Raw genomic sequence first — 14,275 nt, 5'->3', positions numbered from 1 at the left:
CATTGACCTCCGGGGCCATCTCGCCTATGCATCCGCAAGCATTCCATCAGAGAGGAGGGGAACATGAAAAAGGACCACCTGGAAATACTGTTTGAAGACATCCGCGGAAAGTTCGAACTCGTAATTGAGGGGCACGACGCTCTGCGGTCCGAGTTGCACGAGTTCCGCGAAGAGTCGAACCAAAAGCACAAACAAACCACTTATCTGCTCAAAAAAATAGCCGGCGACCTCGCTGCCCATCGCGCCGACACCGAAGCCCATCCGGTCTACAAGGTGCGCGAATAACTGTTCCCCCCGCCTTGCCTCCCCAACAAAAAACCCACCAAAAGCGGGCTTTCCCATCTAAACCGATTTCCGTTTGCGGCTGGCCTTGGCCCGCGGGTTGTAGTCGTGGCAGAGCTGCAGCCAATACAGCAGATCAGCGTCCTCATCGATCCCTTCCGGCTCGACGAAAATGAACCCCTTCATCGGCCGGCCGGTGAAATCCATCTCCCGCGCCCCCGGGCGGGCTAAAGCCTGCTCGTAGAGCGCCGGATCGATGCGCGCCATCAGCGTCTCCCCGACGACTCCGGCGCACATCTTGTCGTTGACCATGAAGCAGAGCCCGCCCATCATCTTCTTCTCTTGCGCCGTCACATGTTGAAGTTGCTTCCCGTGTGACACAGCCGGAGCGGAGTGGACATTTGGGGAAAGAGGCGGGCAAATGTTTGAGCGAAGCGAGTTTTTGCCCGCCCCCAAAATGTCTGCGCCGCGCATGGGACCCGCCGCAGGCGGGCAAGGGGCCGGGTGGCCTTCTTTGGGGTAACTTTCTTGGCCGAGCAAGAAAGGTACCTCGCCTGGCGGGGCGAGACCCGCCGGTTTGCCGATATCCAGACAAAATCCAATCCCAGGGGTTGCGGCCCCTGACGCCGAAATTCCCGGAAGAACCTAAAAAAAGGGCCGGCGCTGAGGCCGGCCCAAGGAGGCAAGGAATGCTGAGTTCCTTGTGTGATGCGGCTGCGCCCTTCTCAGTGTTCCTCCTCCCGCAGGGGGAGCAGGTGCTCGGCCAGGGTGTAGAGGAACAGGCAGAGGGAGATGGCCCCGACCACGATGGCGACCTCGGTCAGCGAGGGGGCATAGTGCAGCAGCCCGCCCACCAGGTCGGCGGCGCCTTCCCGCATGGAGACGAGCTGGCCGGCGACGACCAGATCGTAACGCATGAAGAAGATGCCGAAGGTGGAGAGGAGCCCCGCGTACATGACCCCGAGGGGGGTGCGGGTGCGGCGGTTGAGCAGGAGGGTGACCGGGATGAGCATGCCGATCAGCACCTCGAAGAACCAGAAGTTGAAGGCGAGCGGACCGAAGAGCACCGCCATGGTCGCCTCGTATTTCTCGGGCGGCCGGCCGTAGAGGCCGGGGATGATCTTCCAGATCACGAAGAAGATGAGGATCATCAGGAACAAGGCCTGCAGACGCCCGAGGGTGTCCATGAATTCCCCGTACCGCTGCGGCATCAGTTCGCCGCTCTCCTTGTGGTGGAAGTAGACGAGGAGACTGATGATCGCCCCGCCTGAGACCAGCGCCGAGAGGATGAAGTAGAGGGGGAGGAAGGGGCCGTACCAGTAGGGACGGGCCTCCAGCAGGCCGAAGACGGCCCCCAGGTTGGAGTGGGCGGAGACGGCGGCGATGAAGCCGAGCATCCCCATGGTGAAGGCCCCCTTGTGCATCCCCTTCATCAGAAAGTAGAACTCGCCGCACAGCAGCACCAGGTAGAGGCCGTAGAGGGTCCCCATCCACCAGATGGCGGAGGTGAAGTTGGGGCTGATGACGGCATAGAGCGCCATGCGCAGCGGGTGATTGAGCTCCATGGCGATGGTACCGAAGCCGCAGAGCAGGGTCAGGATGGCCAGCAGGATGGCCCGCTTGCCGAAGAACTCGAATTTCTCGATGCCGAAGACGTGCCCGAGGCTCGAGATCAGGCAGAGACCGGTGCTGGAGACGACGAGGAAGACGTAGGTGGAGATGAGAATCCCCCAGGGGATCTCCCGGCTCACGTTGTAGACGTGGCCGTGCCCCTTGAGCAGGACGTTCACCACGCCGATGGCCCCGACGATCATCCCGATGCCGAGCAGGGAGAACCACAGGCGCGAGCTTGGACGGTGTTTCAGGATTGCGAGCATGGCATTCTCCGTCAGATCAGATAGAACAGATGCGGTTTGGTGCCCTGCGCCGGCTTGAGGACCCGCGAAGGGTACTTGGCCAGCAGCCTGGAAACCTCGCTGTTCGGGTCGTTGATGTCGCCGAAGACCCGCACCTTGGTCGGGCAGGTCTCGACGCAGGCCGGCAGGCGCCCTTCGTAGACCCGGTGCGCGCAGAAGGTGCACTTGTCCACCGCCCCGATCTCCTCGTTGTAGTAACGGGCGTTGTAGGGGCAGGCGGTCTGGCAGTACTTGCAGCCGATGCACTTCTTGTCCACGACGTGGACGATGCCGTCCGGATTGACCTCGGTGGCGTGCGTGGGGCAGACATGGGCGCAGGGGGGATTGGCGCAGTGCTGGCACTGGCTCGGCGTGAAGCTCTGGCCGAGGTTGGGGTAGGCGCCGCGCAGCGCCTCCTCGTCGACCCAGTTGCGGTAGTTGTTGCGCCCCAGCGGGACGCGGTTTTCCGCCTTGCAGGCCACCGTGCAGGCCTTGCAGTCGATACACCTGCGGGTATCGAGCACGATGGCTAATCGCTTGTTTTTCATAAAAACTCCTTGGAAAATCTGTCTCACGCCCGCTCGCTTCGCTCGCTCAAGACGCAAAGATCGCCAAGGAATCAAAAGCCCTTGGAGGTTTTCTTTGCGTGCTTTGCGCCTTTGCGTGAGATCGCTTTTGTTTTCAGGCCGGGAAAACCTCCACGAACGTCTCGTGCATAGCGACGTTGCCGGAGATCGGGCAGGTCTTCTCCTCGATCAGGGCGGCGTCGCACCCCCCCTTTCCGTAGACATTGGTCAGCCCCTTGGAGAGGACGCCGAAACCGTGCGCCAGGTAGACGCTGTCGGGCCGGATCTTCTCCGTCACCTCCAGCTTCAGGGTCTCTTCGCCAACGGCGCTGCGCACCCTGACCAGCCGCCCGTTCGTCAGCCCCAGGCGGTCCGCCTCCCGGGGGTTGAGCCACAGGGTGTTCTCCGGCATGATGTCGTGCAGGTAGGGGTTGTTCGCCGTGGTGCCGTGGGTGAAGTAGGCATGGCGGCCGACGAGCAGCCGGTACTTGCCGGCGGGGACGGCCTCCGGCGGGGTGTAGACGGGAAGCGGATCGAGGCCGTTCTCCGCGTACTTCTCCGAATAGATCTCCACTTTGCCGCTCTTGGTCTTGAGCGGCTGGCCGTAGGTTGCCCCGTAGACCGGCTGCTCCGCCTCCAGATAGACCCCCTTGGTCCTGAGGTCTTCCAGTATTTTCGGGTTGGCCTGCACCATGTGCTCGATGTGCTCCTCCATGGTGAAATCGAAGGTTTCGGCGATTTCCTCGCCGAGCCGCTTGGCCAGCTCCTGCATGATCCAGAGGCAGGGCTTGCTCTCGAACATCGGCTCGATCGCCGGCTGCCGGAAGGCGACTACCGGCACGATGCCGCCGAGCACTTCCGGCGGGTCGAGGCGCTCCAGGTAGGTCGCCTCGGGCAGCACCACGTCCGAATACCAGGCGGTGTCGCTCATGGTGATGTCGATGGTGCAGATGAAGTCCATCTGCTCCATCATCTTCAGGCTCTTGGCGCGGTTGGGGACCGAGGCGAGCACGTTCTGCTTGTAGGCCAGCATCCCCTTGACCGGATAGGGCTTGCCCGCCAGGACCCGGTCGCGGAAGATCGGCCAGGAGCCGTCCTTCTCCGAGAGGTAGGTGACGGCCCCCTCGTCGAGGCGCCCCGGGACGTCGTCGTACCAGGGGGCGAGGTAGTCGTGCTTGTTCAGGGCGATGCTGCGGTTGGGGAGCATCCCGCCCTCGACGTCCCAGTTGCCAACCACCGCGTTGAGGATGGCCATGGCCCGGCGCATCTGGGTGTCGTTGGCGAAGAAGGAAGAGCGGCGCCCCTGATAGTAGACCGCCTTCGGCGCGGCGGCGGCGAATTCGCGGGCGATCCGGCGGATGTCGGCGGCCGGAATGTCGCACTCGGCGGCGGCCCACTCGGGGGTATACGGCTCGATGTGGGGGACCAGCCGGTCGAAGCCGACGGTCATCGTCTCGACAAAGTTTTTGGCGTAGAGCTCTTCCTTGACGATGACGTGGATCATCGCCAGGATGAAGGCCATGTCGGTCCCCGGCCGGATCGGGTACCACTCGTCGGCCTTGGCCGCCGTCTTGGTGAAACGCGGGTCGAGATAGACCAGCTTGCGGTGGCCCCCGTCCCCCTTGAGCATGTCGATGGAGTCGGGAGTGATCAGCGCCTCGCTGCGGTTCGCCCCGCTCATGATGATGTAGTCGGCGCCCAGCACGTCGGGAGTGGGGTTGGTGCCGAAGGTCGCGCCGAAGCCCTGGATGTTCGACGACAGGCAGAGCGTGGGGTGGCGCACCGTGTTGGGCGAGCCGAAGCACTCGGCAAGCTGCATGAAGAAGTGCTCCTGGAACGTCCCCTCGGTGGAGGCGAACATCACGCCGGCCCGGGTGTACTTCTCGGCCACGGCGTTCATCTGTTTCGCCACCTCGTCGAGGGCCTCTTCCCAGGAGGCGCGCCGCCATTGCCCCTCGCCGCGCGCACCGACCCGGATCAGGGGATACTTGAGGCGGTCGGGATCGTAGACCACCTTGACCCCGGCGTTGCCGCGGGCGCAGAGCATGGCGCGGCTCTTGGCCGCAAAATGGGGATTCGGATCGAGCTTGTGGATCACCCCGTCACGCACCCGGGCGATCACCCCGCACTTGTTGACGCACATCCCGCAACTGGTAAAGACGTCCTTACCCGGCAGGGTGGTCACCTCTCCGATCTCGCCCGTTTTGGCCAACGCCCGCAGGACCTTGACCTGCGAACCGACCGCCACACCGGCCAGGGCGCAGGTGGAGAGGCCAAGGAAGCGGCGGCGGCTCAGCTTTTTCTCGATCAGGCGTGCCACGTCAATCTCCTTCCATTGATGCGAATATATACATGTCTAGCACCGCGAAGGGGGAGAGGAGGTGTCCTCCTCTCCCCGCGGATTGCAGCGTTGCGGTTTAGAACTTGACGGTCAGGGAGGCGTAGCCGTCCCAGGCGTCGTCGACCACGGGGAGCATCGAGAAGGCCGTGCCGTCCTGGATGTCCTCGATCTTCTGCGGCTTGCCGACCGGCGTGCCGCTGTTGCTGTACTTGTAGTCGTAGTAGATGCCGCCGACCTTGATGAACATGTTCGGATTGATGTCGAAGATGTAATAGGCCTCGCCGACGTGGCCGCGGGTCGCCAGCTTGCTGCCGACCACGTCGTCCTGCGCCTGGGTGAAGGGCATCCAGTAGCGGGAGCCGTAGTTGTACTCCACACCGAACTTGCCCAGGGGGGCAGGAATCTGCACGCCGGTATAGACGGAGAAGCCGTGCCGATCCTTGTCCTCTTCGGCCCGGGCGGGCACCAGGATGATCTCGGTCTGATCGGCATTGAGCCGGGCCTCGAAAACGGCGTCGGAGCCCATGCCGCCGAACATGCCCGCCTTGCCGTTGGGCTCCATCTGGGTCCAGCCGCCGGAGGCGAAGGCGTTGATCCCGCTCTCCCCCTCGAAGACGTAGCCGATGCCGCCGAGATTCATGTCGCCGATGTTGGTGCTCGGCTGCACCCGGGTCACGAAGTTGAAGGTCGGAAACTTCTGCAGGTCCTGGAACATGGTCGGCGCGAAGAAGCCGGCGAGCTGGGTCGGGAAGGCGATCAGCCCCTTGAAGCCGTCATTGACGTCTTCGGCCCGGAACAGGGTCATTTGCAGGAAGTGGGTGCCGTTGTTGATGGCATCGACGTTGAAGCCGCCGAGGTGGGTATCCTTGGTGCTGATCTCGTTGAACAGCTCGCCGTTGCCGTGCTCGGACTCGAAGCCCTGGCCGTAGCAGAAGCGGACGGTCTGGCCTTCGACGCCGGTGTGTTCGGAGAGCTTGTAGCCGACGGTGATGCCGTCGAAGTTGAAATTCACCAGGTGCCCGGAGGGGGTGCCGCCGCGCAGCTCGTTCTCGCGGAACTGGCTGGGGGGGCCGTAGGTGGAGGGACGGCGGCCGATGGAGAGGTAGAAGGGACTGCCGCCGATGTCCTTCCAGTCGAAGTAGGCCCGCTCCACCCGCAGCCAGTCGCCGGTGGTATTGCCGCTGTTGGTGCCGTCCATGGTGAAGGAGCTCCACGAATCGAAGACCTTGACGCCGGTGGAGTCGCCCCAGTTCTTGTACATCAGCAGCCGACCGGCGAAATCGACGTTGTCCCAGACCTTCGCCTTCATGCCGAGCCGCAGGCGGGTGGTGTAGAGGATGTCGTTGTTGATGTCCGAGGTCTTCTTCGGGGCCAGGGCGAAGGGGCCGACCCCACGCAGCAGTCCCAGGCCGAAAGCGGTAGCCAGGTCGGGATTGGCGGCGAGCATCTTGCCGATGGGTGAGGCCGGGTTCGCCGGATCGCCAAAGGCTCCCGAAATCACCTGGGCGCCGAAGTTGTCGAAATCGACCAGCAGGCCGGGCGCGAAGGTGACGTCCTTGTAATGCAGCGTGTCGGCCTTGACCCGCAGGTCGCCGTACCAGTTGATGCGGTCGAGGGCGCTCTTCTTCTCAGTCTTGTCGACCCGGCCGGAGATATCCTCGAGCTGGGTGCTGAGCTCTTCGATCTGCTTGCGCAGATCCTCGATGGTCCTGGCATCGTCGATGGCCAGCGCCGTGGCAGGGGCGATGAGCAGGACCATCAACAGCAGTGCAAACAACTTGCGCATGTATTGCCTCCTCAAAAAATACACAGATTAACCGCAGGTCTCGGGCTGGTCCGAGTCGGCGGCATGATCAAACAGAAACTGCTGGATGTCCTTGACATCCTGATCGGAGAACTTCTTGAACGCTTCCGGCTTGTTCTTGTGCTTGTCCTTCTCGAAGAAGCGGTCCCACTGCGCCTGGGTCTTCGACAGCGGAGTCAGCTTCCCGCCTTCGCCCCCGGCATCGTGGCAAGCCTTGCACTCCTTCTTGTAGAGGTATTTCCCTTTTTTGGGATTCCCCCCCTGCGCCGCCAGAGCGGCGGTCGCGGCAAAGATCATCAGGGTGAAGCAGGCGAGCAGTTTCCCGGCATTTTTCATGATTGAACCTCCCATCGTTGCCTGGTGCGCTTGTGCGCAACTGGTTTCATGTTTCTGAATATTTTACTTTCAATATATATGCCATGCACCCGTTCCCTTCCAAAGCCCCTGAATTCGCCGGCTCTAATAATTTTAAGCCGACCTGGTCATCGATCGGGTGAAACATCTTGTTGCACCCGACAACCAGTCAGCTTGCGCCGACGCACTGGCCGCAGGGAGGCGCGGACCAACCGCGAAACTGAAACATCCTGTTTCATGCAACGGAATGTTTCAGTTTCGCGGCCATTACGCCTGAAGGGGGGAGGGGCTGATTGCATCGGCGGGGATATCTGCTATAGATGAATACCTTTTCTTCTGCCTGTGGAGTCGATTATGCGCCTGTTTTTGACCTTCCTGCTGCTGCTCTGCTGCCATGCCGACGCTTTCGCCCTCGTTTCCGAGGGGCGCCCCGGGGTCCCCTATTTCAACCATGTGCTCTTTCTCGACAAGAAGGTCACGGAGAGTGGAGAGATTGCCTGGGTTACCCTGGCCTACGGCGATTCTCGCGAGGCAACCCTCGAATGCCGCAACAGGATCGATGTCTTCGGCGGCAAGGAGCTGTTCCGCGGCATCCCGGAAAAGAGCTGGCTGCTGGTCGACTACGAGCTGCAGAGCATCCTGATCGAAGACGGTTTCTTCGGCGACGCCGACGTCATCAAGGTCACCGCCTGCGGCGATGCCCAGACCTGCTGCGAGCTGCGGGACCGGCTCAACGCCGACCCCGCCGAGGCGGCAAAACGGCAGAAAAAAAAACAGCCCCGGAAAACCAGGGCCGTCAAGCTCGGCGACATCGAGGACCAGCTGGAGGTCGGCCGCCAGCTGGTGAAGGCGGCCCGCTGCCGCGGCTGCCACAGCATCGAGGGGTTCGGCGCCGCCCGCGCTCCCAGCCTCACCTGGAAGCGCTACAAGTACGAGAAGGGGTGGCTGGAGGCCTACCTTCGCGCTCCCTACCGGCTACGGCCGGCCATCACCGACATTGCCATGCTGAACTTCACTTCGCCCAACGCTCGACCGAGCCTGCAGCCGGCCGAGGCGGATGCCGTTGCCGACTACCTGGGCCAGGTCGCCTGGACCAAGTCGCCGGCCGATCGCTTCCGCGGCGAGCTGTGGGCCGGCTACGACTGCTACGACTGTCACAGCCGCCTCTACCGGGAGAAGCCTCTCGACTTCATCCCCACCCCCGTTCCGACCTCGCTGCGGGAACGCTTCGCTGCCAGCACCATCCTGCTGCCCTGCTTCGCCTGTCACCCGCTTGGCGAGTTCCGGACAATTGCGGCCGAGCCCGGACGGGACAACCCCTTCGCTTTCGCGCCCGACCTCCTGCTGGCGATGGAGAAGCTCGAAGCCGGTTACTTCGTCAATTTCGTTCGCGATCCCGCCTACCTGCAACCCGGCGCCGCCATGCCGAAGCCCGGCCTCACAGAGCCGCAGCTCGCCGAGATCAGGGAGCTGGTTCTTGCCGTGAAAGCGGCGATCGCCAGCGGCGAGATCCTGCCGGTACACACCTACTATGAAATGGAAAAACAAGAGTAAATTCGGGGAGAGCGGGCACCCGGCGCAAAAAAAACCGCCCCGAAAACCAGGACGGCTTTTTAAACGCTCTGTGAATCAGTTTACCAGGTACGGAAATCCCCGGAGTCGAGGTGAACGAAGCCCGTGCTTGGGTAATAACCGACTCCGCCATACTGCAGGCTCAGGGCGGCCCGCCGCAGATTGGCCAGCTTGACGCCCGGAACGCGGACATCGATCGCCTTACCCTGGACGTGCAGGCTGCGTTTGGCCACCCCCCTCCCCTCCTGCCGCAGCCTCTCATTGTAGGCGGGAGAGCGGTAGCCGGATATGACATGGAAGTCGCGGTTGCCGCCCAGCTTCTGGTCGACCAGGCTGAGAAATTCGATGGTCCGGACATCGATTTCATGCACCTCGTCGGAGTGATGACAGCGAAGCAGCCAGTTGATCTCATCCAGAGCCGCCAGGTCGTATTCCCCCGTCCGGTCTCGGTAGGTGACGGCCAGCCTCTCGCTGGTGTGGGTATTGTAGAGGGAGATTTTCCCCGGCGGCAGCCCATCCTCGAGCAGCTCCCGGGCCCAGGCGACGTGACCGCTGCCAACGGCAAGAACTGTAAGCAGCGACGCCTTGAGAAAGGTGCGTCGGCCCCAATGCGGATTAAAAAACAACTTTTCCTCCGTTAATTCAATGAATGCGAAAAATTCAGGCCCCCCTTTCTAGCAAATTCCGAATGGCTTTGTCAACCGCTCCGTCACAGTCGCATCCTCCTGCATGCACAAACTCACAGCCTTTTTCACCGAGTCTCTGAAATAGGGTGATGCCGGAGATCGCCGGGCGCTTCACGCGTCAACGGCATTTTTGCATACCTCCGTACATCTTCAAGCCAATCCCGGGGACGACCGGTCTGAAACGCCTGGTCGATCGAGAGGGGGCGTTATCCGGAGATGATCGAAGCGCAGTCAGGACATCAACAAGTCACCAGCGTCTCGTCAGCGACACCCGGCTCTCGCAGAAAATGCTATATTTCAAGTGGGCTTTTTCCGGAATTGCAGCGGCCGGTGAATAGGCCATCGGCCACCCACAAAGCGGGAAAAAACAGGAAAGGAGCTAAGCCATGACGAAGACGACCCGTATCATTATGCTTGCGCTCGGCGCGAGCCTCATTGGCGCGCTGCTCGGCGGTTCCCCCGCCGTGGCCGCCGACAAGAACAAGTGGCCCGGAACGAAGGCTGGCGAGCCCGCTCCGAAGGTCGAGGGCGTCCCCCCCGAACTCGCGAGGAACCTCGCGAACTTCGACGATCTCGACTTCCGCGTGTACACTGGCCAACAGTGGCAGGACTTCCACAAGAGCCACACCAAGGACGTGGTCGTGCACTGGCCCGACGGCCATACGACAAAGGGCCTCGAGAAGCACATCGAGGACCTGAAGGTCATGTTCACATTCGCGCCCGACAACCGCATCCTGGAGCACCCGGTCCGGTTCGGCACCGCGGACGGCGAGTGGACTGCGGTGACCGGCTGGCTCGAGGGTACGTTCACAAAGCCGATGGTTCTTCCCGACGGGAAGACCATCCAGCCGACCGGAAAGGCCTACCGAATCCCGATGGCGACGATCGGCCATTGGAATAAGGACGGCATCATGTTCGAGGAGTACCTGTTCTGGGACAACGGCGAGTTCATGAAACAGATCGGGCTCGCGCAGTGAACAAACGCGGATGCTCCGCCGCCGCGGAGGCTTCCGGACGGGTTCCAGGGACACCTCACCGAAGGATTATCCGTAAATAAGCGGTACTTTTTGTCTTAAGATTGCTGGCATAGCAGACAAGCCCACCCGAACCGCGAGGTGGGCTTTTGCTGTTCTGGAAGTCGTGACAATTTAGACCGCCGCCCCTGCTTAACTCTTACATTTCGGGACCAGGGGATTTGCGGTGTGAATCAGACATTGACAGGAAAGTGGGTCGCGCCTATCATAACAGTTGAACGATTGCTCAACAATGGAGGTAGTCAGTGCCCCAAAACGCCATCTGCTCAATCACTCTCATTGACGAGGCAAAGGTCGCCGCCGTCAGAAATGCCATGCCTCCGGAAGAAATCTTTTTCCGACTTGCCGAAACTTTCCGGGTACTCGGTGATCCCACCCGGGTCCGCATCCTTCAAGCCCTTTCACTGGAAGAACTCTGTGTTTGCGACATTGCCAGCCTCTTGAGTACCACCAAGTCGGCCGTCTCCCATCAACTGCGACTTCTCCGCTCCTTGCGGGTAGTCAAATACAGGAAGGCTGGCCGGATCGTCTACTACTCGCTGGACGACAGCCATGTGGAGAATCTCCTCCAGGAGGGGCTCCACCATATCTTCACCACCACGTCGCAAGGAGTTTCACCATGATCCGGAAAATCAGCGCTGCCTTCGCCGGCGGCGCACTGGGCGGCCTGGTTGACAGTTTCAATATCTGGTTCATGGGGAAGGTTGGCGTCAGCGATTTGATCGGTCTGACCATGAAACCCGAGTTCACTGCCCCCTGGCTCTGCCAGAGGATGGTTTGGGGCGGCATTTGGATGCTTTTGCTTCTGCTGCCGCTTCTGCGGAAAAAGGTCCTGCTGCGCGGCTGCCTCTTGAGTCTTCCGCCGTCGGCCATGATGCTCTTCCTGGTCCTGCCGGGGATGGGCAAGGGGGTGCTGGGGCTGGGTTTTGGTATGATCACACCAATTGTTGTAATCGGGCTCAATTGCATCTACGGGATGGTGGCATCTCTCTGGTATCGGAAGGGAACTGCTTGATATGAAGCAGATCGAGCGTGACAAGCTTATCACCAGGGCCAATCTCCTGGCCATTCTCACCATCGGCTACAACTTCGTGGAGGGGCTCGTTTCCATGGTGCTGGGTGGTGCTGACGAGACCCTGGCACTATTCGGCTTCGGAGTCGATTCCTTTATTGAGGTTATCTCGGCGGTTGGCATCTGGCACATGATCCGCCGCATCCGGAACAACCAGGGCGAAACCCGGGATTCCTTCGAGCAGAGGGCCTTGCGTATTACTGGTGGGGCCTTCTACGCCCTGACGGCCGGCTTGGTCCTGATGGCGGGGCTCAATCTTGTGCAACAGCATAAACCGGAAACAACGCTGTGGGGGATCGTCGTCTCCCTGGCATCCATGTCGTTCATGTGGTTGCTGATTTACCACAAGACCCGGGTCGGGACGATCTTGAACTCCCAGGCGATCCTGGCCGACGCAGCTTGCTCCAAGGCTTGCCTTTACCTCTCGGTGGTCTTGCTGATCGCCAGCGCCGGATTTGAATTGACCGGCATCGGCAGCCTTGATGCCGTCGGCGCGCTACTGATCGCTTGGTTCACGTGGAAAGAGGGTCGGGAGGCCTTCGGCAAAGCCCAAGGGCTGACCTGCACATGTTCCGACAATTGTAGCTAAGCCACGGCTGGTCTCCTTTGCCTTGCATGGGGGGAACTTTGGTCCAGCAAGGCGTTTGGCAAAAAATGGCGTAGAACGCCCCCAGCTAGAGGCTGTTTCTAATATACCTTGGTACCTGAGAATTGCTGAGAGTGTTTGGCCAGTGGAGTTTACCGAAACAGACCTTGAGCGTCGCCTCGCCAAGGCCCCGGATCGGACTCGAACCTTCAAGTTCTTTTCTTGGCAGACTTATTCGGGTGGGCTTTTTAGAGTAAAGGCTGAGACACTAGCAAAAAGGCCGATTCCCTCAAGGAAATCGGCCTTTCATTTGTTTGGCTCTCACATCGGAGGTTATTGGAACTTTTTTCAGCCTGTCGGCAGAGGACTGTCGGGCGGGCTAGTGGATCGATTTCAGTACAATCTCTACCTTGGTGCCGACTGGGGGCATTTTGCTCCAATCGACTTTGTACTGGTTCATGGTCAGCAGCGGCAGGGAGTTGTCGGTGATGATGCCGCCAAAGCAGTCTGAAGGGCAGAGGATGCATCCCGATGGGTAGCGAATCGCCTCGCCGGTGCCGTGATAAACCCAGTGCGGCGTGTAGGGCTTGACCACGCCGGCGTCTCCCACCGCGACCTTCTCCTCGATGAGTTCATCTAGCGCCATGACCGTCGGCCGGCCGTCTTTTTCGAAGCGGATGCTGGCGATCATCGGGTCACCGTCCAGGTAGTCCTCGCGGGTCGTGGTCGCCTTGAATCCCTGATGCTTCTCCCATCCCTCTTTCGGGATTTGGCGGAGGGACTTCACGCCCAGGTCCCGGACCGCCTGATCGATCGCAGCCCGATCCACATCGGTGGTGAAAATGAAGAACTTTTCTGCCTTGCCTCCCCTGGTGCCGATCCAGGCCTGGCCACGGGTGCCCCAGTCCTTGACTGCCGCGGCGGAGTCGTCGCGGGTGACGGTGGCTGTAAAGCGGATTTCGCGGCTCTCCCGATCCACCACCAGGGTGTCTTCAGCAGTCGCGGCGGTCGCGGCCTCCCCGGCGGCGAGCGTCGGCGCGGCCACTGCCAGCACCACCCCGAGCGCCACCAAAAATTGAACACATCTGACCATCTGTTTCCTCCGTCCCGTTGAGTTTAACCGACCATCCTTGCCGAATCCCGTGCGCCAGGAATACGAGAGGAGCGTTCCCGACAGCGCCGTTCACCCGGCAAGGTTGCATGGGACAAGAATGATAGGTGCTTTTCTCCGGACAAGCCAATTGGTAGTTCCGATGGACTTTTTGCCACGAATAGGAATTTTCCTTACACCGGCGCCGCTATATCCCAACGAAGACTGATGAAGGCTGGCAACCTGGATCTTCCCGGGAGGGGTCAACTGGCTCATGGATACCCCCTTCTCCGCAGTCGGCGCGCTGCTCAGATCTGGTAATCGAGCGCCCCGCCTTCGACGAAGACGCGCATCGCCTTTGGCCGGAGGTAGACCAGGTCCGCGGGCTCCAGGGCCAGCTCCCGAAACTGCTCGCGGGTAATCTCCGCCTCGATCGACTCCCGGTTGTCGACGCGCTCAAGCTGGAGCCGGATCAGTCCGCCGGTGCCCTGGACATGGCGCAGTTGCGCCTGCAGATCATCCGGACCATAGGGGGTACGGCTCACCTCCAGTTCATGGGGACGGACGAAGGCGACGACGCTCTGGTCGGCGGCCCCTTTGAGTTCCGGCACGCAGAGCCGCACGTTCTCGACCATCGCCTGGCCGCCGTGGATACGGCCGTGGAAGAGGTTGACGTTGCCGAGAAAGCTGTAGACGAAGGGATTGGCGGGCGTATCCCAGACCGCCTGCGGCGTGCCGACCTGCTCGATTGTCCCCTGGTTCATCACCACCACCTGGTCGGCCACCTCTAAGGCCTCTTCCTGGTCGTGGGTGACGAAGACGCTGGTGACATGAATCTCGTCGTGCAGGCGGCGCAGCCAGCGGCGCAGTTCCAGGCGCACCTTGGCATCGAGCGCCCCGAAGGGCTCATCGAGCAGCAGCACCTTCGGCTCCACCGCCAGCGCCCGGGCCAGCGCCACCCGCTGCCGCTGGCCGCCGGAGAGCTGGGAGGGG

Annotated in this window: 15 protein-coding genes; 6 read left to right on the top strand and 9 right to left on the bottom strand. The window is 61.4% G+C overall.

The window, feature by feature from the left end:
* Positions 1-63 precede the first annotated feature (63 nt).
* Positions 64-285: a hypothetical protein gene (locus VD811_16520; GenBank protein ID HXV22590.1), complete on the top strand. Its 222-nt coding sequence runs from the start codon at positions 64-66 to the stop codon at positions 283-285.
* 57 nt (positions 286-342) lie between these two features.
* Here the strand turns inward: VD811_16520 and VD811_16515 are convergent, their stop codons facing one another.
* From VD811_16515 to VD811_16490, 6 genes are all read right to left on the bottom strand, one after another.
* The gene (locus tag VD811_16515) at positions 343-756 is read right to left on the bottom strand and encodes a TfoX/Sxy family protein (GenBank protein ID HXV22589.1); all 414 of its coding nucleotides are present in this window, start codon (positions 754-756) and stop codon (positions 343-345) included.
* A gap of 251 nt (positions 757-1,007) precedes the next feature.
* Complete coding sequence (nrfD, locus tag VD811_16510) at positions 1,008-2,159, bottom strand: NrfD/PsrC family molybdoenzyme membrane anchor subunit (protein ID HXV22588.1); 1,152 nt, start codon at positions 2,157-2,159, stop codon at positions 1,008-1,010.
* 11 nt (positions 2,160-2,170) lie between these two features.
* Positions 2,171-2,725 carry a 4Fe-4S dicluster domain-containing protein gene (locus VD811_16505; protein ID HXV22587.1) on the bottom strand — a complete coding sequence of 185 codons (555 nt, stop codon included), beginning with the start codon at positions 2,723-2,725 and terminating at the stop codon, positions 2,171-2,173.
* Positions 2,726-2,858: 133 nt separating this feature from the next.
* Positions 2,859-5,063, bottom strand: a complete 2,205-nt coding sequence (locus tag VD811_16500; GenBank protein ID HXV22586.1) for a molybdopterin-dependent oxidoreductase — start codon at positions 5,061-5,063, stop codon at positions 2,859-2,861.
* A 97-nt stretch (positions 5,064-5,160) separates the two neighbouring features.
* Positions 5,161-6,870: a DUF3373 domain-containing protein gene (locus VD811_16495; GenBank protein HXV22585.1), complete on the bottom strand. Its 1,710-nt coding sequence runs from the start codon at positions 6,868-6,870 to the stop codon at positions 5,161-5,163.
* Between the two features lie 27 nt (positions 6,871-6,897).
* Positions 6,898-7,224 (bottom strand): cytochrome c, encoded by a 327-nt coding sequence (locus VD811_16490; GenBank protein ID HXV22584.1) that lies wholly within the window; start codon positions 7,222-7,224, stop codon positions 6,898-6,900.
* Between the two features lie 372 nt (positions 7,225-7,596).
* On the opposite strand from VD811_16490, the gene VD811_16485 reads away from it, so the two are divergent.
* Positions 7,597-8,796, top strand: coding sequence for a c-type cytochrome (locus VD811_16485; GenBank protein ID HXV22583.1), 1,200 nt, complete (start codon positions 7,597-7,599; stop codon positions 8,794-8,796).
* An 80-nt stretch (positions 8,797-8,876) separates the two neighbouring features.
* On the opposite strand, the gene VD811_16480 is transcribed toward VD811_16485, so the two are convergent.
* On the bottom strand, positions 8,877-9,440 hold the full coding sequence (locus VD811_16480; protein HXV22582.1) for a DUF882 domain-containing protein: 564 nt from the start codon (positions 9,438-9,440) through the stop codon (positions 8,877-8,879).
* A gap of 446 nt (positions 9,441-9,886) precedes the next feature.
* Here VD811_16480 and VD811_16475 point away from each other — a divergent pair, with 446 nt between their 5' ends.
* The 4 genes from VD811_16475 to VD811_16460 all read left to right on the top strand — a co-directional run bounded on the left by VD811_16475 (position 9,887) and on the right by VD811_16460 (position 12,195).
* Positions 9,887-10,477, top strand: a complete 591-nt coding sequence (locus VD811_16475; GenBank protein ID HXV22581.1) for an ester cyclase — start codon at positions 9,887-9,889, stop codon at positions 10,475-10,477.
* A 302-nt stretch (positions 10,478-10,779) separates the two neighbouring features.
* A complete protein-coding gene (locus VD811_16470; GenBank protein ID HXV22580.1) occupies positions 10,780-11,157 on the top strand; it encodes a metalloregulator ArsR/SmtB family transcription factor in 378 nt (125 codons plus the stop codon).
* Positions 11,154-11,549 (top strand): hypothetical protein, encoded by a 396-nt coding sequence (locus tag VD811_16465; protein ID HXV22579.1) that lies wholly within the window; start codon positions 11,154-11,156, stop codon positions 11,547-11,549. The genes VD811_16470 and VD811_16465 overlap by 4 nt, the downstream gene beginning before the upstream one ends.
* A 1-nt stretch (position 11,550) precedes the next feature.
* On the top strand, positions 11,551-12,195 hold the full coding sequence (locus VD811_16460) for a cation transporter (GenBank protein ID HXV22578.1): 645 nt from the start codon (positions 11,551-11,553) through the stop codon (positions 12,193-12,195).
* Positions 12,196-12,571: 376 nt separating this feature from the next.
* Here the strand turns inward: VD811_16460 and VD811_16455 are convergent, their stop codons facing one another.
* Positions 12,572-13,285, bottom strand: a complete 714-nt coding sequence (locus VD811_16455) for a YdjY domain-containing protein (protein HXV22577.1) — start codon at positions 13,283-13,285, stop codon at positions 12,572-12,574.
* A gap of 305 nt (positions 13,286-13,590) precedes the next feature.
* On the bottom strand, positions 13,591-14,275 hold a 685-nt coding region (locus VD811_16450), incomplete at its 5' end, for a TOBE-like domain-containing protein (GenBank protein HXV22576.1).

This window comes from Desulfuromonadales bacterium (assembly GCA_035620395.1).
GTDB lineage: Bacteria > Desulfobacterota > Desulfuromonadia > Desulfuromonadales > DASPGW01 > DASPGW01.
This window is presented reverse-complemented; position numbering and strand designations above follow the sequence as displayed.